This window comes from Bradyrhizobium sp. CAR08 (assembly GCF_052871955.1).
In genome coordinates, this window is the sequence record NZ_JBIXJX010000001.1 from 132729 (window position 1) to 153437 (window position 20709).

Annotated in this window: 16 protein-coding genes; 11 read left to right on the forward strand and 5 right to left on the reverse strand. The window is 63.4% G+C overall.

The window, feature by feature from the left end; translation table 11 throughout:
* Window positions 1-24: 24 nt before the first annotated feature.
* Together ACIPUD_RS00575 and ACIPUD_RS00580 are read right to left on the reverse strand one after the other, a co-directional pair.
* Complete coding sequence (locus ACIPUD_RS00575) at window positions 25-1884, reverse strand: ATP-binding protein (protein WP_446479984.1); 1860 nt, start codon at window positions 1882-1884, stop codon at window positions 25-27.
* 142 nt (window positions 1885-2026) lie between these two features.
* Window positions 2027-2659 (reverse strand): cupin domain-containing protein, encoded by a 633-nt coding sequence (locus ACIPUD_RS00580; protein ID WP_446479985.1) that lies wholly within the window; start codon window positions 2657-2659, stop codon window positions 2027-2029.
* Between the two features lie 216 nt (window positions 2660-2875).
* Between ACIPUD_RS00580 and ACIPUD_RS00585 the strand changes: the two genes are divergently transcribed.
* The 7 genes from ACIPUD_RS00585 to ACIPUD_RS00615 all read left to right on the forward strand — a co-directional run bounded on the left by ACIPUD_RS00585 (window position 2876) and on the right by ACIPUD_RS00615 (window position 11825).
* A complete protein-coding gene (locus ACIPUD_RS00585) occupies window positions 2876-4567 on the forward strand; it encodes a peptide ABC transporter substrate-binding protein (protein WP_085351879.1) in 1692 nt (563 codons plus the stop codon).
* Window positions 4568-4594: 27 nt separating this feature from the next.
* Window positions 4595-5545 (forward strand): ABC transporter permease, encoded by a 951-nt coding sequence (locus ACIPUD_RS00590; protein WP_204512119.1) that lies wholly within the window; start codon window positions 4595-4597, stop codon window positions 5543-5545.
* A 2-nt stretch (window positions 5546-5547) separates the two neighbouring features.
* Window positions 5548-6423, forward strand: coding sequence for an ABC transporter permease (locus ACIPUD_RS00595; RefSeq protein ID WP_085361475.1), 876 nt, complete (start codon window positions 5548-5550; stop codon window positions 6421-6423).
* Window positions 6424-6481: 58 nt separating this feature from the next.
* Window positions 6482-7810 (forward strand): NAD(P)/FAD-dependent oxidoreductase, encoded by a 1329-nt coding sequence (locus ACIPUD_RS00600; protein ID WP_247294987.1) that lies wholly within the window; start codon window positions 6482-6484, stop codon window positions 7808-7810.
* 13 nt (window positions 7811-7823) lie between these two features.
* Window positions 7824-8750: a 2-hydroxyacid dehydrogenase gene (locus ACIPUD_RS00605; protein ID WP_204512117.1), complete on the forward strand. Its 927-nt coding sequence runs from the start codon at window positions 7824-7826 to the stop codon at window positions 8748-8750.
* 9 nt (window positions 8751-8759) lie between these two features.
* Window positions 8760-10628, forward strand: a complete 1869-nt coding sequence (locus ACIPUD_RS00610) for an ABC transporter ATP-binding protein (protein ID WP_204512116.1) — start codon at window positions 8760-8762, stop codon at window positions 10626-10628.
* 270 nt (window positions 10629-10898) lie between these two features.
* A complete protein-coding gene (locus ACIPUD_RS00615; RefSeq protein ID WP_085385352.1) occupies window positions 10899-11825 on the forward strand; it encodes an AraC family transcriptional regulator in 927 nt (308 codons plus the stop codon).
* A gap of 2 nt (window positions 11826-11827) precedes the next feature.
* On the opposite strand, the gene ACIPUD_RS00620 is transcribed toward ACIPUD_RS00615, so the two are convergent.
* Window positions 11828-12754, reverse strand: coding sequence for a catalase family peroxidase (locus ACIPUD_RS00620; protein ID WP_085361470.1), 927 nt, complete (start codon window positions 12752-12754; stop codon window positions 11828-11830).
* A 570-nt stretch (window positions 12755-13324) separates the two neighbouring features.
* Here ACIPUD_RS00620 and ACIPUD_RS00625 point away from each other — a divergent pair.
* Both ACIPUD_RS00625 and ACIPUD_RS00630 read left to right on the forward strand, forming a co-directional pair.
* The gene (locus tag ACIPUD_RS00625) at window positions 13325-13840 is read left to right on the forward strand and encodes a hypothetical protein (RefSeq protein ID WP_204512115.1); all 516 of its coding nucleotides are present in this window, start codon (window positions 13325-13327) and stop codon (window positions 13838-13840) included.
* 317 nt (window positions 13841-14157) lie between these two features.
* Window positions 14158-17487 (forward strand): adenylate/guanylate cyclase domain-containing protein, encoded by a 3330-nt coding sequence (locus tag ACIPUD_RS00630; RefSeq protein WP_446479986.1) that lies wholly within the window; start codon window positions 14158-14160, stop codon window positions 17485-17487.
* Between the two features lie 127 nt (window positions 17488-17614).
* Here the strand turns inward: ACIPUD_RS00630 and ACIPUD_RS00635 are convergent, their stop codons facing one another.
* Window positions 17615-18838, reverse strand: coding sequence for a polyhydroxyalkanoate depolymerase (locus ACIPUD_RS00635; RefSeq protein WP_018454111.1), 1224 nt, complete (start codon window positions 18836-18838; stop codon window positions 17615-17617).
* Window positions 18839-19007: 169 nt separating this feature from the next.
* Between ACIPUD_RS00635 and ACIPUD_RS00640 the strand changes: the two genes are divergently transcribed.
* Window positions 19008-19664 carry a glutathione S-transferase family protein gene (locus tag ACIPUD_RS00640; protein WP_085361466.1) on the forward strand — a complete coding sequence of 219 codons (657 nt, stop codon included), beginning with the start codon at window positions 19008-19010 and terminating at the stop codon, window positions 19662-19664.
* Between the two features lie 279 nt (window positions 19665-19943).
* Here ACIPUD_RS00640 and ACIPUD_RS00645 read toward each other — a convergent pair whose 3' ends face one another.
* A complete protein-coding gene (locus ACIPUD_RS00645; protein ID WP_018454113.1) occupies window positions 19944-20168 on the reverse strand; it encodes a hypothetical protein in 225 nt (74 codons plus the stop codon).
* 183 nt (window positions 20169-20351) lie between these two features.
* On the opposite strand from ACIPUD_RS00645, the gene ACIPUD_RS00650 reads away from it, so the two are divergent.
* Window positions 20352-20708: a hypothetical protein gene (locus ACIPUD_RS00650; protein ID WP_085385355.1), complete on the forward strand. Its 357-nt coding sequence runs from the start codon at window positions 20352-20354 to the stop codon at window positions 20706-20708.
* Window position 20709: the final 1 nt, after the last annotated feature.

Below are 20709 nucleotides of genomic sequence, written 5' to 3' on the forward strand. Positions count from 1 at the left end.
GCGTTGGAATTCGCAGCGGATGGCCTAGGTCTTCCGCGACCTTGTCGCGCCATCGCGTTCAGCCGCCTGCCTGCGCAGAAAGCCTTCGAGATCGGCCTGCACGGAATAGGGCGTCGGGATCGGATCGCCCGCGTCGTCGACAGCGGTGTCGAGAGAGCGGCGCAGCATGCGCGCGAGCTCGGCCTTGCGGTAGGGCTTTGTCAGAAGCGGTGCGCCCTTGGTGGCGCGCCCCTGCGCATGCGGGGCGTCGTAGGCATAGCCCGACGTGAAGAGCACCCGCAGCGAGGGGCGCGATGCCACCATCTCGTCGGCGAGCTCTCGTCCGTTCAAGCTGCCGGCCATCACGATGTCGGTGAAAAGCAGGTCGAAGGGCGTGCCTTCGGCCGCGATGGCCAGTGCCTCGGCTGCATTGGCGGCCGAGATGACCTTGTAGCCGAGGCTTTCGAGCTGAACCGTGACGTACTGGCGGACGTCGCGGTCGTCCTCGACACAAAGAATGGTTTCCGTCCCGCCCACGACCTTGCGCTCGTCATAGCCGGTGGGGCGAAGCGTGCTCGCCTCCGCCTTCGGCAGATAGATCGTGAAAGTCGTGCCGCGTCCTTCTTCGGAAGCGACCTTGATTCCGCCACCGGACTGCTTGATGAATCCGAACACCATGCTGAGCCCGAGCCCGGTGCCCTTCCCGATGTCCTTGGTCGAGAAGAAGGGATCGAAGATCCGCTCCAGAATGGCCGGCGGAATGCCAGTGCCGGTATCGCCTATCTCGATCTCGACATAGTCGCCGGCATAGCCGGCCCCGACCGCCACGGCCTCGCGGACGCCGAACACGACGTTGCGCGTCGTCAACGTCAGTCTGCCGCCGTCCAGCATCGCGTCGCGGGCGTTGATCGCGAGGTTGAGAAGCGCCGAGCTCAATTGGCCGCGATCGACGAGGGCGAGCCAAATGTTGCCGTCGAGCCGGGTCACGATCTCGATCTTCTTGTCGAAGGTTGCCAGCAGCAGCTTTGCGAGCTCTTCGAGCAGCTCGTTGATGTCGCTCTCGGCCGGCTTGAGCGCCTGCTTGCGGGCAAAGGACAACAGGCTCGACGTCAGCGCGGCGCCGCGACCGGCGGCGTCGCTGATCAGCTTGGTGATGGTCGCGAGCGGCGGATTATCCTTCACGGCGTCGGCGAGGATCTCGATCGTGCCCGTGATCACGGTGAGCATGTTGTTGAATTCGTGCGCAATGCCGCCGGTGAGCTGACCGATCGCCTCCATCTTCTGGGCCTGGATCAGCTGCTCCTCGGCGGCGCGCTTCTGGGTGACATCCTTGACGAAATTGTTGATGAGGGTGCGCCCCCCGATGTGGAGCGCCGTGCTGGAGGCCTCGATCAGGATCTCGTCGCCGTCCCGGTGCAGCAGGGTCGCTTCGAACCGGATGCCGATCGGCGTATCCGACAATTCCGGCAGCAGCCGCATCATGCGTTGCCTGAAGCCGTCGCGCAGCGGCTCGGCGATGAGGAGATTGACGACGTCCGTGCCGAGCGCCTCCTTGTGCGTCCATCCCGTCAGGGCCTCGGCCTGAAGGCTCCATTCCAGCACGATGCCGTTCTGGTCGGTCTGAACGAAGGCATCGAGCGCGGTCTTGATGACCGCTTGCGTCATCTGTGCGCTGGCCCGCGCCTGCTCGGTCAGTAGCGCGGCGGCCCGTTTTTCCTGCGCCGTTTCGATCGCGCGCGTGCACAGACGAGCGAGCAGGACCGCAATGGCGCCGCTTGCGAGCATGGCGACGATCTGGGCAATGCCGAACCCGGTTCCGGTCGCGGCATAGGAGACGAGGAGAGCCGCCGCGGTCACGATGACCTGCGCGGCCATCGCGAGTGTCAGAAGCCGCCTGAGTTTCATGGTCTCACACCAACGCGTCAGTGGCAGACCCTCGTGTCCGCCCTGTCAATGACCGGCTCCACGTGAGCTACAGATGTGAGCTACAGATTCCGCGCGGCAGCGTCGAGGGGCAATTTGCGGTGGTGCCGGGCTGGCGGCGCTTTCAACCTGCCGGCGAATCGGTCTGGCGCAGCGTCGTCACCCAGATCACGCGGGCCGTCTGCTGGGTCGGGTTGTCGAACATGTGCGGCACGATGCTCGGAAAGCGAAAGCTGTCGCCGGCGTCGAGCAGATGGGCCTGGTTGTCGAGCCACAGCCGCAGGCTGCCTGAGAGGATGTAGCCCGCCTTCTCGCCGGTGTGCTGCAGGAAGTCGGTGCCGGACGAGGCGCCGGGATTGAGCGTGAGCTCGTAGAATTCGAGCTGGCCTTTGTCTGCCGGCGTCAGCGCTTCCTTGACGACGCCGCTGGCGGTGAGCCGCAGCAGGCGCCGGCCGTTCTTGCGCACGATATAGCGCTGCACGTCGGCGGGATCGGTGGTCTCGAAGAAATAGGAGATGGGAACGTCGAGCGCGATGCTGAGCAGGCGCAGCGTGCGTATCGACGGCATGGCGCGCGCGCGTTCGAGCTGGCTGATCATGCCGTTGGAGAGGCCGGTCTTCTTGGCGACGTCCTGGATCGACAGGCCCGCGCGCTGCCGCAGCAGCCGCACGGTCTCGCCGAGGCGCTGGTCGACGGCATCGTCGGTTTCGGTCGGCGGGGCATCCTTCGGATCGTTGATCTCGCCGCGACCATCCATGTCGCTCTCCCATGCATCATCTCAGCCCGGACAATGACGTTCCGGAGCTTCAGTCGGAGTGAAAAGGTCGCGCATCCTAGCAATATGATTGACAGCTGTATTTAGTCGTGATGAACTTTTGATAGAAAATTTAGAAGCACTAAAGCCCATTCCTGTCCCTTTGCCGGGGTCTCGGGGCCCGGGAGACGGTGCCGCGTGCGACAACGGAGAGTGGTCATGGCGGACGACACCGGGAAGTTCGGCGTTGGGGCACTGCATCTCGGCAATCCGAATCGCCGTCAGATCTTTCAGCTCGGGGCCGGCGCCGCGGCGGGATGGACGCTATCGGGCAACGCATTTGCGCAGACAGAACGCCCGACCAATCCGCCGGACAAGCCGCGCGGACAGGTGATCGCGGCGCTGTCGCAGGAGCCGACGGTCTTTCATCCCCTGATGCCGGGCATCGAAGTCGATCAGGGCATCTGGTGGCAGGTGTTCTCGCCGCTCTGGTTCATCGATCCCGACGGCAAGTTCGTTCCCGACCTCGCCCGCGAAGTCCCGACGGTCGAGAATGGCGGCCTCTCGGCCGACGGCCTGACCTGGAAGATCAAGCTCCGCAGCGACGTGAAATGGCACGACGGCACGCCGTTCACGGCCGAGGACGTGAAGTTCTCGCTTGAGCTGATCAACAACCCCGATTTTCGCGCGCGCAGCCGCGTCGGCCATAGTCTCGTCAAGGACATCAAGATCGTCGCGCCCGACGAGATTCACTGGCGCATGGAAGCTCCCTATTCGCCCTATATGTCGATCCTGGGATCGCTGACCTTCATCGTGCCCAAGCACATCCTGGAGAAGGTGACCGATCCGAACGCCTCGCCGTTCCACAATGCGCCTGTCGGCACCGGACCGTTCCGCTGGGGCGAGCGCGTGCCGGGCGACCACATTCAGTTGAATGCCCATACCGGCTATCACGCCAAGGGACCCTACGTTGAGCGCGTGGTGTTCAAATACATTCCAGACCTGACCGTGCTCTACACCCAGTTCCGCACCGGCCAGGTCGATTACACCGGCCTGCAAGGCATTCTGCCGAACTTCGTGCAGGAAGCGAAGACGCTGAAGGGCCGCAAGATCTTCGTCTCATCCACGTCGTCGGTGGAGCACATCGCGCCCAATCTGGAGTTCGGCGCGTTGGCGGACCGCACGGTGCGCGAGGCGCTGTATCTCGCGATCAACAAGCAGGCGATCATCGACGCGCTGAACTACGGCTTGCCGACGCAGACCGAAAGCTTCGTGCCGCAACAGGCCTGGTCGTTCCAGCAGGGACTGCCGCAGCACAAATACGATCCGGCCAAGGCCAACACGCTGCTCGATGCGGCCGGTTGGGTCCGCGGCGCCGGCGGCGTGCGCGAGAAAGGCGGCGTCAAGCTCGAATTCACCAATTCAACGACGTCGGGCAATGCGGTGCGTGAGCAGACCCAGCAGCTGCTGATCCAGGACTGGCGCGCGATCGGTGCCGCGATGCGCGTCAACAACATGCCGGCCGCCGTGATCTGGGGCGACTTCTGGCAGCAATCGAAATTCAATTCGGTGATCGTGGGAGTGAATTTCATGCTCGGCAGCGACCCCGACGTGACGCCCCGCTTCGGCTCCGGCGCCATTCCTGCCAAAGGTGGCCGCGGCTACAACACCTATCAGTATCGCAACCCGGAGGCGGATCGGCTTCTCGCCGAAGGTGCCAAGCAGTTCGATCTGGCGCAGCGCAAGACGACCTATGGCGCTCTGCAAAAGCTCATCCGCGACGACCTCGCGATCCTGCCGCTGTTCCAGGGCTTCATCGCCGAAGGTGTGAAGGAAGGGCTGCAAGGCTTCCGTCCCAACATCAACATGTCGATCAACTGCTGGAACATTCGCGAATGGTATTGGGCCTGATGGTTCAGGCGCGCGAGATCGCCTGAGATGGCCCGTTACGTCGCCAATCGCCTGGCGCAGGCGATCATGCTGCTGGTGATCGTGTCCGCGATCGGCTTCGCCATCCTGCATCTGGCGCCCGGCGGTCCGCTCTCGCAATTCGCGGCGTCCGCGCAGATGACGCAGGAGGATCTCGACCGCGTCACGCGGCAACTCGGCCTCGATCGTTCGCTGCCGATCCAGTATCTCGATTGGTTCGGCCGGATGCTGAGGGGCGATTGGGGCCGCTCGTATCGTGACGGCGAGGCGGTGCTGGCGGTGATCTCGTCGCATCTCGGCGCCACGCTGGAACTGATGGCGACTGCGACCATCATCGCGGTGCTGCTCGGCTGCTGGATTGGCGTGCTCGGTGCGCTGCGCCGCTATTCGCTGTTCGATTCGCTCGCAACCGTCGGCGCCATGATCGCATTGTCGATCCCGACCTTCTGGTTCGGCCTCGTCACCATCTATGTGTTCTCGGTGAAGCTCGGCTGGCTGCCGGCCGGCAACCGGCAGACCGTCGGCGATGGCTCCCTGCTCGATCTGCTCCATCATCTCATTGCGCCGGCGCTGGTGCTGGCGCTGGTGGAGACCGCGATGTGGGGCCGCTTCATGCGCTCCTCGATGCTCGAAGTCATCAACCAGGACTACATTCGCACCGCGCGCGCCAAGGGCATGCCGGAATGGCGAATCCTTACGGTTCACGCCTTGCGTAACGCGCTGCTGCCGATGATCACGATGGGCGGCCTTCAGTTTCCGACGCTGCTCGGTGGTGCGCTGGTCGCTGAAACCGTGTTCACCTGGCCCGGCATGGGCCGGCTGTTCCTCGATTCCATCGGATATCGCGACTATCCCGTGGTGATGGGCATTCTGATGTTCTCGGCGATCATGGTGCTGATCGGGTCGCTGCTGGCCGACATCCTCTATGCGGTCGTCGATCCGCGCATCCGGGTGGGCTAGGGATGACGACCGTAGACTTGTCCAGCGCTCAACCCGCACCCGGCCAGGCCGCGTGGCGGCGATTTCGTCGGCACCGGCTTGCACTTGCAGGCGCGGTGATCATTCTCGTCCTTGTTCTCGGTTCGGCATTCGGCCCGTACCTCCTGCCGTTCGACGACACCTACATCGATATCATGAAGCGGTTCGCACCGCCGCTGTCGGGCGCGCACATCCTCGGCACCGACGAACTCGGCCGCGACGTGCTGGCGCGGCTGATGATGGGCGCGCGCGTCTCGCTGTCGATCGGCTTCGTCGCGATGGTGATGGCGATGGCGGTGGGCATCGTCGTCGGGGCCTTCGCCGGCTTCTATGGCGGCGTGGTCGGCGCGGTGCTGATGCGGCTCGTCGATGCCATGCTCTGCTTTCCGACCATCTTCCTGCTGCTTGCGCTCGCGGCGCTCATCGAGCCCGGCTTCATCACCACCACCGTGCTGATCGCGGCAACCGCCTGGATGTGGGTGGCCCGCGTCGTCGAGGCCCAGGTGCGCTCGCTGCGGGAGCGCGAGTTTGCGGTTGCTGCACTCGCGTTCGGCTCGTCGAATCTGCGGATCATGTTCCGCGAGCTCGTACCCAATGCGATCGCGCCGATCGTGGTGGCGGCGACGCTGAACGTGGCCAAGGCCATTCTGCTCGAATCCTATCTCAGCTATCTCGGTTACGGCATCCAACCGCCGGCCGCGAGCCTCGGCAACATGCTCAATAACGCGCAGATCTATCTCACCAGCGCGCCCTGGCTCGCGATTGCACCGGGCCTCGCCATCACGCTTGCGGTGACGAGCTTCAACTTCCTCGGCGACGGCCTGCGCGACGCGCTCGATCCGCGGATGAACATCCCATGATCTGCAAACTAGCGACGAGCCGAGCTGTCTCGATCGAACTGAATATCTGGAGTTTCCCATGTCCCCGCCGCTCACCCGCATAAACAGTGACGAGCGCCTGCCAGCGCAGGTGGATGTCGTCGTCATCGGCGGCGGCGTCATTGGCGTCTCCGCGGCCTATCATCTCGCAAAGAAGGGCCTCTCCGTCGCCTTGGTCGAGAAGGGCCATGTCGGCGGCGAGCAGTCGAGCCGCAATTGGGGCTGGTGCCGCCAGCAGGGCCGCGCGCGTGAGGAGATCCCGCTGGCCCGCGAGGCGCTGCGGCTGTGGGAAGACATGCAAAACGATGCCGGCGTCGATGCCGGCTTCCGCCGTACCGGCGTGCTGTTCCTGACCAAGAGCAAGGACGAGCTCGCCAGCTGGGAGCGATGGGCCGCAACGGCGCGCGAGATGCAGGTTCACTCGACCGTGCTGACGCCGGCGGAGGTCGCCGAGCGCCTGCCCGGCAATGCCGAGACATGGGTTGGCGGATTGCACACGCCGAGCGACGGGCGCGCCGAGCCCTCAATGGCCGTGCCGGCGCTTGCGACCGCCGCGCGAAAGCACGGCGTCACGATTCATCAGGGCTGCGCCGCGCGTGGGTTGGAGACGCAAGGTGGACGGGTGAGCGCCGTCGTCACCGAGAAGGGCACCGTTCGCACGCAATCGGTGCTGCTGTCCGGCGGCGCCTGGTCGTCGCTATTCTGCCGTCGCCACGGCATCGAGCTGCCGATCGGCCTCGTCAATGCGACCGCGTGCCGGACCACGCCGGGGCCGGAGATCACCTCCGGTGCGCTCGGCACCGATTTCTATTGCATCCGCCGCCGCCTCGACGGCGGCTTTACCCTGGCGCTACGCAACCGCGGCACGGTCGAACTGTCGCCTGATCTGTTCCGGTACGCGCGAACTTTCTGGCCGACCTATCTGCATCGCAAGAACGGGTTGAAACTGTCGTTCGGCAAATCCTTCTTCGACCAGCTCATGCGCGGCACGAACTGGAGCTTGGACAAGCCGTCGCCATTCGAGACCGAGCGGGTGCGCGATCCCGCGCCTGACATGTCGCTGGTCAATGCCGCGCTGGCTTCGCTGATCAAGTCGAACCCTGAATTGAAGGACATCGAGATCGCGGAAGCCTGGGGCGGGACGATCGACTGCACGCCGGATACCATTCCGGTCATCTCGCCGGTCGATGCCATGCCTGGCTTCTTCCTTGCCACCGGCTTCTCCGGCCACGGCTTTGGCATCGGTCCTGCGGCCGGCAAGCTCGCGGCGGACATCGTGACGGGCGCGACGCCGCTGGTCGATCCCGCGGCCTACAGCCACAAGCGCCTGATCGACGGCCGCCGGCTCGCGCCGGTCAGCCCGTTCTGAGAGTTTTGGCGGCATGACGGTTCTCTACAAGGCCAACATGGTTCGGGGCGCTGAATGGGCGGGCTTCTTCGCCGAGCGCGCGCCCGATGTGCCATTCCGGCTCTGGCCCGACATCGGCGATCCCGCCGACATCCGCTATCTCGTGGCGTGGGTGCCGCCCGACGACATCGCGACGACTTTCCCAAATCTCGAGCTGGTCTTCTCGGTCGGTGCGGGTGTCGATCAGTTCGACGCGAAAAAACTTCCAGCGCACATTCCGCTCGTTCGCATGCTGGAGCCTGGCATCGCCGAGACCATGGTCGAATACGTCACCATGGCGGTGCTCGCCCTGCATCGCGATCTCCTGCACTTCATCGCCCAGCAGAAGGCGCAGGTCTGGCGCGAGATCCGGATCACGCCGGCGAAGCGGCGGCGCGTCGGCGTGATGGGTCTCGGCCAACTCGGCCAGGCCGTGCTCGAACGCCTCACGGCTTTCGACTTTCCACTACTCGGCTGGAACCGATCGATGCGCGAGATCGACGGCGTCACCTGTTATACGGGCATGGGGACGTTGCCGGATTTCCTTGCGCAGACCGACATTCTCGTCTGCCTGTTGCCTCTGACGGATGAGACCCGCGGCATCCTCAATGCGGACTTGTTCGCGCGCCTGCCGCGCGGCGCGTCGCTCGTCAACGTCGGGCGTGGCCCGCATCTGGTCGAAGCCGACTTTCTCGCGGCGCTCGACAGCGGCGCGTTGTCGGGTGCTGTCCTCGATGTCGCCGAGCCGGAGCCGCTGTCTGCGGGTCACCCTTTCTGGAGCCATCCGCGCATCCTGGTCACGCCGCACAATGCCAGCATGACGACGCCGGATACGGCGGTCGATTTCGTGCTGGATGTGATTGCGCGCCACCGCCGCGGTGAAGAATTGCCGGGGCGTGTCGATCGTAGTCGCGGCTATTAGGACACTGGCATGAGCATGGGCGCAAGCGGAGCTGATCAAATCGCTGCCAACGCGCAGTCGCCGGTGCTGTCGGTTTCCGGCCTGACGACGTCCTTCCTGCGTGAGCGGCGATGGATTCCCGTCGTCTGCGACGTGTCGTTCGATATTGCCTCGCGGGAAACCGTGGCGATCGTCGGCGAGTCCGGTTCGGGCAAGAGCGTCACTGCGCTCTCGATCATGCGGCTCATTCCGAAGGAGAACGGCCGCGTCGAAGGCAGCGTCCGGCTTGCCGGTCGCGACCTGCTGACGCTGCCCGAAGCGAGCATGAAGGATGTTCGTGGCAACGAAATCGCCATGATCTTCCAGGAGCCAATGACGAGCCTCAATCCGGTGCTGACCATCGGCTTCCAGATTGCGGAAGCACTGATCCAGCACCGCGGCCTGTCGCGCGCGGCGGCGGAGGTCGAGACCATATGCCTGCTCGACCGCGTGCGGATACCTGCGGCGAAATCGCGCTTCCACGAGCATCCGCATCGCTTCTCCGGCGGCATGCGCCAGCGCGTAATGATCGCGATGGCGCTGGCCTGCAAGCCGAGGCTGCTGATCGCAGACGAGCCGACCACCGCGCTCGACGTCACGATCCAGGCCCAGATCCTGGAGCTTCTGAAGGAGCTTCAGCAGGAAGAGGAGATGTCGATCCTCTTCATCACCCACGACATGGGGGTGGTGGCCGAGATCGCGGACCGCACCGTGGTGATGTATGGCGGCCAGGCAGTGGAAACCGATGCGACCGCGCGCATCTTTGCTTCACCCTCGCATCCTTATACCCGCTCGCTGCTCGCGGCCGTGCCACGCCTCGGCTCGATGGACGGGCGGACGCGGCCGATGCGTTTTCCGACCGTCGACAAGGTGACGGGGACCTCTGACGAGCCGGCGGAGACGCCCGATACGGTCTCGATTGCCGAGCGACCGCTGCTCGAGGTCTCCAACCTCACGACGCGCTTTCCAATCCGCTCGGGCCTGTTCGGCAAGGTCTCGGGCCGCGTCCATGCGGTCGAGAACATCTCCTTCACCTTGCGCGCCGGGGAGACGCTGGCGCTGGTCGGCGAATCCGGCTGCGGCAAGTCGACGACGGGCCGCTCCATTCTCAAGCTGACGGAGCCGGACAGCGGCACCGTTCTGGTGGACGGGCAGGATGTGCTGGCGATGAATGCCCGCACCTTGCGTGACTTTCGCAAGCAGATGCAGATCGTGTTCCAGGATCCGTTCGCGAGCCTCAACCCGCGCATGTCGGTGGGAACGGCGATTGCGGCCCCATTGCTCGCCAACGGGCTCGTCACGGCGTCGCAGGCACGGGAGAAGGTCGCCGACCTGCTTGTCCGCGTTGGTCTCACCGCCGACATGGCCGCGCGCTTTCCGCACGAATTCTCCGGTGGCCAGCGCCAGCGCATCTGCATTGCCCGCGCGCTCGCGCTCGGACCGAAGCTGATCGTCGCGGACGAAGCGGTCTCGGCGCTCGACGTTTCGGTCAAGGCGCAGGTCGTCAATCTGATGCTGGACCTTCAGGCCAGCATGGGACTTGCCTATCTCTTCATTTCCCACGATATCGCGGTGGTCGAGCGCATGAGCCATCGCGTCGCGGTGATGTATCTCGGCGAGATCGTCGAAACCGGTCCACGCGCGGCCCTGTTCGGAAATCCGCAGCATCCCTATACGAAGAAGCTGATGGCGGCCGTGCCAGTGCCCGATCCAGCGCGCCGCGGCACCAGGCGCGAGGCCACGAATGACGAGATCAGAAGCCCGGTGCGCGCGCCCGATTACCAGCCGCCCGTGCGTCAATTTCGTGAGGTGTCGCCGGGCCATGTCGTCCAGCTCTGGGGCGAGGAATGGTCCAACTGACGTGCGCAGGCCGCAAATTATTTCCAAAATGCACGATGAAGTCGCCCCGCGATCTGCCGGGCAGGTCAACGGTGGTGTCCTTCGCGACGCCAGGCCGGTGACATCACGCTGAAATCACAATGAAATCATCGCGGCACGGCCCGGTGCGACGGCTGGCCGCGCCAGCTTCGTGTTATGCGCTGCAGCTGGACCGTCGGCCGGCGATCTCCGATAATGCGCGGATCTCGGGAAGGCCGGCGAAGACGTGCCTTTACGGATGGATTTACTAGAATGACACAAGCAGGCGTCTACGGGCAGAGGCTCGGGCAGGGCCTTCGCTCCAAGCAAGCACCGGTCCTGATCACGCGTTCGCTGCACAGCGCCGAGCTCGCGGTCACCGAAGTCCGCAACGACGATCCGACACCGGATATTTCCGGATCGCTGGCTGCGGAAGATGCCTATCTCCTCAGCCTGAAACTCCGCGACTATCCGGATTGCGAATGCTGGGAGGAGGGCCGCTGTGTCACCAAGGCGGATGTTCGCGCAGGTGCGACTTATCTGTACGACCTCAAGCGTGACCCGCGCTATGTGATCGACAAGCCGTTTCACTCGCTCTTCTTCTATTTGCCGCGCTCGGCGCTCAACAGCGTTGCCAGGCAACCGGGCGGGCCGCGCGTAGGCGAGCTCAGCTACGAGCCCGGTGTCGGTCATGACGACGAGGTCGTTCGACATGTCGGTGCCTCGTTGCGGCAAGGACTGTGTCGGCCCGACGAGACCAACCAGCTTTTCGTCGATCACATGATGCTCGCGCTCACCGCCCATGTCGCCCAGACCTATGGTGGGCTGAAGCCGGCCGCGGAACCGAGCCGCGGCGGTCTCGCGCCATGGCAGGTGAAGCGTGCGTGTGACCGGCTCGATTCCGATCTCTCGGGCAAGATCGCGCTGCAGCTGATCGCGACCGAGCTTGGCCTGTCAGTCAGCCACTTCTCACGCGCATTCCGGATCTCCACCGGCCTGCCGCCGCATCAATGGCTGCTCCAACAGCGCGTCAAGGCGGCCAAGCAACTGATGACAGTCCGCGACCTGCCGTTATCCGAGATTGCCATCTCGGCCGGATTTGCCAATCAGAGCCATTTCACGCGGGTGTTCTCGTCCATCGTCGGCGTCAGTCCGGGCGCATGGCGCCGAGAAACGGATGGTGGACGGGACAAGACTTGAAGTTACCGACGCTTCGCCAGCGAGATCGTGTAGGCCGTGCGGCGCGCCGCAAAAATCTCGTCCGGCGGATGGCCGATGCCGTCGGCAAGATTGGCTGGATTGAAGATGGAGCCGTCGCAGGCCGCGTTGGCTTCGAGGCTGGTGATGACGATCGTCCCCAGCCGCACCTGCTCACGGTTGTCCTCGTCCGGCCATCGCAGGGTCACGTCCATAGTGGGATCGCCGGGACGGTCGAGCAAGGCCATCACATTGAATCGGACGTCGCCGGCTACGATCCTCCGCGCGAGATCGTCATGCAGGAAATCGGCCGACTTCGCCCTCGCTTCGTCCTCGCTCAAGGTGACGTCGCCGCCGACCGGCGAGACCTTGAACTTGATGAAGCGGGTCTCATCCTTCGCGTTCGTCGCGGGAAAGGAGTGCACGCCCCAATAGGTCGTGCCGGCAAAGCTGCCGGGCAGCCGGCGTGCCGCGACGTAATTCGCCTGGTTCAGTGTTTCAGGATTGGCTGCCGAAAAGGCCCGGACCTTCTCGATGTCAGGCTTGCCGTCCGCACCCGGAATGCGCGCCTCGAGGAAGGCGAGCATCTGGTCGAGCGTCCGTGCAAAATGCACCGGAGCGGTTTCCGTCAGGATGTCCGAGCGATGGGCGTCGTCGCCCAGCCTGAAGCTGAAGCCGCGCAGCACGAGGTTGTTGGTGTCGGTCACCCCGGGATTGCCGCCGCCGACGGAGAAGCGCGCCAGCACGCGCGACGGTTTTGTGAAGCTCAGCGATCGCGTAATCTCTGCCGCGCGGTCGGACGGGGCATAGGTCCCGCGCACACATCGACCCTTGGCGAAGCTCGCGCGCACCTTCGGCGGATTGCCTGCGACCGCCTTCAATGCATCGACGACCGCGGCGGGTGTTGCAGCGGGGGTGGGAAGTTCGGACATGGCTTGGCCTCCGGCAAAAGCGGCATGTCCGTGTGTTAGGGCTGGCGGAGCGCCGGCGTCTTTCCTAAAGCCGCGCTGCCTTGTCCGATCCTGCTGATTGCTTGCTCGCGCTTCAGGAATTCACGTGCACGAAACACGGTATGAGGGGATAGATCTGATGTCGGCGAGACGCGGGACAACTTGTTTACTGATTCAGCTCCCGTGCTCCCGTGCTCCCGGGTCTCGCGACGATGCAGACTTGTCCTCCGGAAATTGTGATCGGATAGAGCGACGGGGAACCGCGTTATGTGAACCGTCTCATATTTCATCACTCTCTTTCGAGCTATCACTCCCGCAAGAAATTGCCGCACCCGGACCTAACTGACCGACACGGGTGAGATGCAATGCCTGCGTAGCCGCGTGCTCGCAGCTTTGGATTGGCTCTCGTCTTGCTCACGAGCAAGCCAGCCCCATCACTCAGCACAGATTTTTCAGAAATTGGAATCAAGGCAATCGCAAAACGCGTCCACGAGGCTGCCTCTATTCGGGGTCGGCCGGTAGGCCGCTACTTACCTAAGAAGGAGACCCCCAATGAAAATTAGTGATGCAGTTTCCAGCGCATTTTCCCTAACGAGGGGCTCCGGCAATCTTCGGATCGCTCGTTCCGGTCTGATCAGGTCGGCCCATCTTCTTGAAAGAATTGGGCTCGCAGCCGTTGGGGCCTCCTGTGGCCTCTATGTGGGTGCGACCCTGTTGCGTGAGAAAGGCGGACTGTTTGAAAGCGGCTGGATCGTGCTGATAACGATGCTCTATGGAGCTCTCAGCTATTATGTCGGAATTGATTTGTCTCGCAGTGTCGCGCGGAAGTCGATCTCGAGCAACTCGGAAGAGTGGAATGGTTCCGAGCCGGCTGAGATCATGAGTGCGGCTGGAACGTTCGGCGCCGCGATTGCCGCAACTCTGTCCGTCAGCATCCTTGTCCTTGATCAAAACCCAGCCAATGGCCTGATAACCTTTGTTGCCGGCTGTTGGGTGGTTGGTTCCTCGCTCCAAGTTGCGGCGGGCATGATGGCTCGCAACTACGAAGCGCGCATGGACAAGCAATGAAGGAATTGTCCTCACGCAAGAACGTCTGCTTGGCGTCATGACGAGTGCACAAGCCGCAGTGTTGGATTCGATTTCAGGTCCGGAGTGAGTAGTGACCACTCATCGCAACCTTTGTCGTCCAACGCTGCGGGAAGACGATTTTTGGTAGCGCAGTCGTTCGCATCGGGCGGCGACCCGGCTTGGAAGCCGTGTCGGTACTGAGTAACCTAAATTATCGCACAACAAACAAGACGTGCCATCATGGCGGTGTTGGGATATCGTCCCCGCGCCGTGGTCCAAAATCCTGCTAACCGCCAACCACACGATCGGTGGAGCCAATGCAGATTGCGGAGTGGCTCGAGAAACTGGGGCTTGGGCAATACGCAGAGCGTTTTGCCCAGAATGGAATCGACGTGGGCGTCCTCCCCGAACTGATGGACGAGGACTTTGAAAAGCTCGGAGTCCTGCTAGGCCATCGCCGCAAAATGCTGCGTGCTATTGCCGACCTCGATCCAGCCGCGTTGATCGCATCGCCGACCCCTCCTCAGGACGCCGAGCGGCGCCACCTCACTGTTATGTTTTGCGATCTGGTCGGCTCGACCGCGCTCTCGGCGCGTCTCGATCCCGAGGATATGTGGGAAGTGATCCGGGCCTACCGCGCCGCCTGCGCGAGCGTCATTGCCGCTTATGACGGCAGGATAGCCAGGTTCGTTGGCGACGGAATACTCGTCTATTTCGGCTATCCTCGCGCGCATGAGGATGATGCGGAGCGCGCAGTACGAGCTGCCCTCGACACTATCTCCGCAATTGGGCAGCTCAAAACGGGCGCCGACGAACGGGTTGAACTGCGCATCGCAATTGCGACAGGGCTTGTGGTGGTCGGTGACCTCATCAGTGGAGATGCATCAGAGGAGCAGGCAACCGTCGGCGACACACCAAACCTCGCCGCTCGGCTCCAGAGCCTGGCGGAACCGGGCGCGGTCGTCGTTGCTTCGTCGACGCGCCGGCTGCTTGGTGATCTCTTCACGTTTCGCAATCTCGGCCGCCGTGAGGTCAAGGGGATAGCCGAACCAATCGCAGTCTGGGCGGTGGAGGGGGCGATCGCATCCGAGAGTCGCTTCGAGGCGGTCCGCGCGGTACGCTCGATCGGTTTTGTCGGCCGCAGGGACGAGATCGAGTTCACTCTCTCGCGCCAGCGGCTGGCATGGCAGGGGCAGGGCCAGATGGTATTGATTTCTGGCGAAGCGGGCATCGGCAAGTCGCGCATTGTCGCAACCCTGTCCGAAAGCCCCTCGTTGGGGGCGCACCGCCGGGTGCGATATCAGTGTTCGCCCTACCATACCAACAGTGTGCTCCATCCCTTTGTCGCGCAGCTCGAGCGCGCCGCCGGCATCCGGTCGCACGACACGCCTGGGCAAAAGCTCGACAAGCTCGAGGCAATGCTGTCGCTTGGAACACAGCAGGTCGCCCAAGCGACACCGCTCATTGCGGCTCTCCTTTCGATTCCCACCGGCGACCATTGTCCGCCGCTGGCTTTGAGCCCGGCGCAGCAGCGGCGACAGACATTTGCCGCCCTTCTGGATCAGCTTGAGGGGTTGGCGCGAGAGCAACCCCTGCTGATTATCTGCGAGGATATGCATTGGGCCGATGCCACGACACTTGAACTGTTCGATCTCGCGGTCGATCGTATCAGAGGACTGCCGATACTCGTGCTCATGACATCCCGGCCAGAGTTCGAGCCCTCCTGGTCGGGCCTTGCCAACGTCAGTCTGTTGCGGCTCGACCGACTCGATCGGCGGGACTCGCGCGCGCTGGTCGAACAGGTGGCCGTTGGTCGCCAGCTGCCACGCGAGATGATGAAGCAGATCATCGATAGGACGGATGGCATCCCACTATTCGTCGAGGAATTGACCAAGATGGTGCTGGAGTCCGGGCTACTCGTCGAAGATGCCGGGCGTTATCGTCTCGATAATCCGCTCCCGCCGCTCGCTATTCCCGCGACGCTGCAGGATTCGCTGATGGCGCGGCTTGACCGGCTGGCCCCCGTCAAGGAGTTAGCGCAGATAGGCGCCGCCATCGGTCGCGACTTTTCATACGCGCTGCTGAGATATGTGGCGGGACGCGATGATCTGACGCTGAGCGCTGCGCTAGCGCAACTCGAAGAGGCCGAACTGCTGGTGCGTCGCGGGGCTCCGCCCGAAGCAAACTATAGTTTCAAGCACGCCCTCGTTCAGGAAGCGGCCTACGAGAGCCTGCTCAAGAGCAAACGGCAGGTGCTTCACAAGCGCATCGGCGATGTCCTGCGCGAGAAGTTTCCAGTCGTCGCCGAGACTGAGCCGGAAGTTCTGGCACACCACTTCACTGAGGCGGGGCTGAGCGAGGTCGCCCTCGAATGGTGGCGCAAGGCGGGCCTGCAGGCGCTGAAACGCTCCGCTTATTCCGAGGCGATTGCACATCTCGGCAAGGCGATTGCCATCGCCGATGACCTGCCCGATGAGCACGACCGGATGATGGGTAGGCTACATCTTCAAATCGCATATGGCCGTGCATTACGGGGCAGCCTCGGGCACAGCGCTCCCGAAACGGTCGCCGCATGGACGCGCGCCCGACAGTTCGCAGCCGACATCAATGATCCGGTTGAACTTGCGCCGGTCCATTCGGGTCTCTTCAATGCCTGCCTGACACACGGCGAACTCGCGCCGATGCAGGCGCTGGTGGATGCCATCGTGAACGCCGCTGACCGGCGACCGGCCTCACCGGTGGCCGCCGTCGTTGCAAATTGGACGGGCGGGGTTACCTGCTGGTTCGGGGGCGACTACTTGAACGCGAGAGTACATCTTGAGAAGGCACTAGAGATCTATGGTGACGAGCCGGATCCCGCGACGTTCAGGGGCTCGGCGCTGGATCTCCCATTCGTGATCATGAGGTTTCTTGCCCTGGTGCTTTGGCCGCTTGGCAGGATCGCCCGCGCACGCCGCCTCGCCGCGGAAGCGATAAGTGCTTCCGGAGAAAAACGGGCGCTTTCTCAGGCCAATGCGCTTGTTCATCGAGCTGTGTTCGACGGACTATGCGGGGGCATGTTGCAGCAAACAGAGACGATCCTGGCGCTTGGTCTCGCTCGCGACCACACGATGCCGCTGTATGTGGCCGCCGGCACCTACCTGAATGGCCTGGCCAAGTGGCGCGCCGGCGACGGAATGGCCGGGCTAACGGAAATGCGTCGCGGCTGGACCTTGCTGCACGAGAATGACTGCTACCTCTGTGAGCCGTTTTGGGGGATGCATGTCGCTATGGCGGATGCAGAGTCGGGCCAACTCGAAAACGGGCTGGAAATCTTGAGCGGATTGATCGCATGGGCGGGGCAATCCGGTCAGCATTGGCTTGATGCCGAGCTGCATCGCGTCTACGGGGAGCTTTTGTTGCGTCATGATCCTTCGGACCTAGCCAGGGCCGAAACTGCGCTAAGCCGAGCGCTTGAAATCGCACGGCACCAACGGGTGAAGACTTTCGAGCTGCGCAGCGCCATTGGACTTGCACGCCTGCATAAGACAAATGGCGGAGCGGGCGCGGTATCCGAGGTGCTCGCTCCCGTGCTCGCTGAATTCGATGCGGAGCGCAATCTTCCCGAAGTCGTTGAAGCCAGAGAGCTGCTCAAGCAAGTGCATTAGGCACGTGCGGTTTGTTTAGCTAGCCGTTTGGTCAGGAGAGACGTCTCGACCCTGACCCATCTCCGGTCGCCTCACTGCAATTGCGCGTTGAGGTTCGCACGTGACGTACGGGCCAGGGGCTGACGGGTTACGAATTCACGTGCACGAAATCCCGCAAGAGCGGGTAGATCTCGTTGTTCCAGCGTTTGCCCGAGAACACGCCGTAATGGCCGACGCCGGCCTGCATGTGGTGGACGCGGCGGTAGGCGCGTACGCCGGTGCAGAGGTCTTGCGCGGCCAGCGTCTGGCCGATCGAGCAGATGTCGTCCTTCTCGCCCTCGACCGTCATCAGCCCCATGCGGCTGACGGCCTTGGTGTTCACCGGACGTCCCCGATGCATCAGCTTGCCCTGGGGCAGAAGATGCTCCTGGAACACGTCTCGCACGGTCTCGATGTAGAATTCCGCGGGCAGGTCCATCACGGCGAAATATTCGTCGTAGAAGGTCTTGATGCTGGCCGCCTTCTCCTTCTCGCCCTTGGCGATGTGATCGGCGAGATCGATGTGCTGCTTGATATGGCGCTCGAGATTCATCGAGACGAAGGCGGTGAGCTGCACGAAGCCGGGATAGACTTTCCGCAGGGCACCGCGGCACTGCATCGGCACGTAGTTGATCAGGTTCTGCTCGAACCAGTCGATTGGCCTGCTCTTGGCGAATTCGTTGACCCTCGTCGGCTGGATGCGCGTGTCGATCGGGCCGGCCATCAGCGTCAGCGTCGCCGGCCGCGAAGGATGGTTGCCCTCGCACATGATCGCGGCGGCCGCGAGTGCGGAGACCGAGGGCTGGCAGATCGCGACCATATGCGGGCGGGGGCCTAATTGGCCGAGGAAGTCGATGAGATGCTCGGTGTAGTCGTCGAGCCCGAAACGGCCCTCGCTGCGGGGAATGTCGCGTGGATTGTGCCAGTCGGTGATGTAGACGTCGTGATCCTGCAGCAGCGTCTTCACGGTGCCGCGCAGCAGCGTCGAAAAATGGCCGGACATCGGCGCCACCAGGAGCATGCGCGGCTGCTCGCCCACGCCTTCCTTCTTGAAACGCAGCAGCGAGCCGAACGGGGTCGCGTAAGCGATCTCCTCGGTTACGGCGACCTCGCGATTGCCGACCATGACGCTGTCGATGCCGTAGGCGGGGCGGTGATAGGTGAGGGTGGAGCGGGAGATCAACTCCAGCGCGGCCGACAGCCGGCCGACGACCTGATCCGATAAGCCCTGCGGCACCAGATTGAGGAATTTGAGTGCGGACGAAGCCCCCGACCGCCACGGCGCCGTCAGGTCCATATGGTTCTGAAAGGCCTGATAATACATCGACATCATACTGAAACGCCCACCTGTCCCCGTGCTGCTATGCAATATCGGAGCCAAACCGGAGATGGGCCGTCCTCAAGATTGGCACGTCGCTTGCTGCTCTTTTGGCGGGAAGCACAGGCGGTGCGCACTCCCGCAGTCCAGGCGGGTGCAAGTCTTAGGCGTGAGGGAAGGCCATATGGCGAAGGCGACACTGACCATCAGCAGCAAGAACTATTCGTCCTGGTCGCTGCGTGGCTGGCTGCTGACGAAATTTTCCGGGCTCGATTTCGATGAGATCGTCACCGCGCCGGACGACGCGTCGGCGCGTGCCGAAATCCTCCTATTGTCGTCGTCGATCCTGGTGCCGTGCCTGCGGCACGACGGCGCGATCGTCTGGGATACGCTGGCGATCGCCGAATATCTCAACGAGGCGATGCCGGATGCCGGGCTGCTGCCCGCGGATCGCGTTCAGCGCGCGCATTGCCGCTCGATCTGCGGCGAAATCCATTCCGGCTTCACCACCTTGCGCGCCTCGCTGCCGGTCAATCTGAAGGGGCACTTCCCCGGCTTCAAGATCTGGTCGCGCGCGCAGGCCGACATCGATCGCGTCTGGGCGATCTGGCGCGACTGCCTGGACAAATCGGGCGGGCCCTTCCTGTTCGGCGAGACCCGCACCATGGCTGACGCGATGTACGCCCCGGTGGTGACGCGCTTCGTGACCTATAACGTCAAGCTCGAGCCACAGCTGCAGGCCTATGCCGATACCATCATGGCCATGCCGGAGATGAAGGAATGGATCGCGGCGGCACGGGATGAGCCGGCCGAGATCGAGGAGCTCGAGGTCGAATATTAGGCAGGCCGGGTGCCATCTGCCTGTTTTGGGAGCGAGCATCCAACCGCCGCACCCCGCGGTCATGTCATTGAAGGCGTTAACGTTTGACGCCCGTGGTGGGCTGAGCCCGCTCACGCGCTGTGCAGATATTGTATGCGCGCGCTGGCCGGTTGCGACATCTAGCCGTGAACAGGCGCGTACGGGGCGCTACGGCTGATTCGGACGTGATTCGTTCGGGCCGCGTTCCGAAGGTTAAAGCCGGGACGCGGCCCCGTTGCATTTTGAGACAGAAATCAGTGCTCAGGCCACGCCCGAATGCTTCATGCGCGGGACGCGCCAGCCGATGACGGTTGCTTCAACTGCGACGCCGGCCGCGTGGTTCTGCCAGCGTCCCTCGATATAGCGGCAGGCGAACGGCAGCTGATACGTTCCGCTGTGGTCCTCGCACAGCACTTCGACTGCAAGGCCGGGCGGCGGTTCTCCGGCGCCGTCGAATTCCGCCAGTCGTCTGTCGCGCGTTGCCATCAAAAAACTCCCCTTAAACAAAGCCGCGGAAAGAGTGCCCATTTCCTCCGCGTGCAGATCATCGCTCCCCGTGCGAGGGAACAGCCGCAAGCTCAACGCGAGAATGCGGTGCGAGTGTGGTAGCCTCGACAGGCTGCGTGCAAAAAGCGCACATTGCCGTGATTGATTTGACGAGGAACCTGTATGCTGCTTCGAAGCGCCGGCGTTTGTTTCGCGATGTTGCTGCTCGCTACGCTGGCGATTGTGCCGGTCCGCGCGCAGGACGTGCCCGGTATCGAGATCTGCACCGTCGAGAAGACCATGGAGCGCCGCACCAGCTGCCTCCAGAGCAACGTCGACTTCCTCCAGAAGACGGTCACCAAGCTCAACCTCGATCACCAGCAGAAGCTGGACGCCGCGGCTCGCCAGATCGATGCGTTGAAGACGACCGTGGCCGGCTTGCAGAAGATGCTCGGCGATCTCCAGGCCGCGCAGGCGAAGACCGCGGAGGATGTGAAGAAGAAACAGGATGCGCCGCCGCCGAAGGATGCGGCGAAATAGG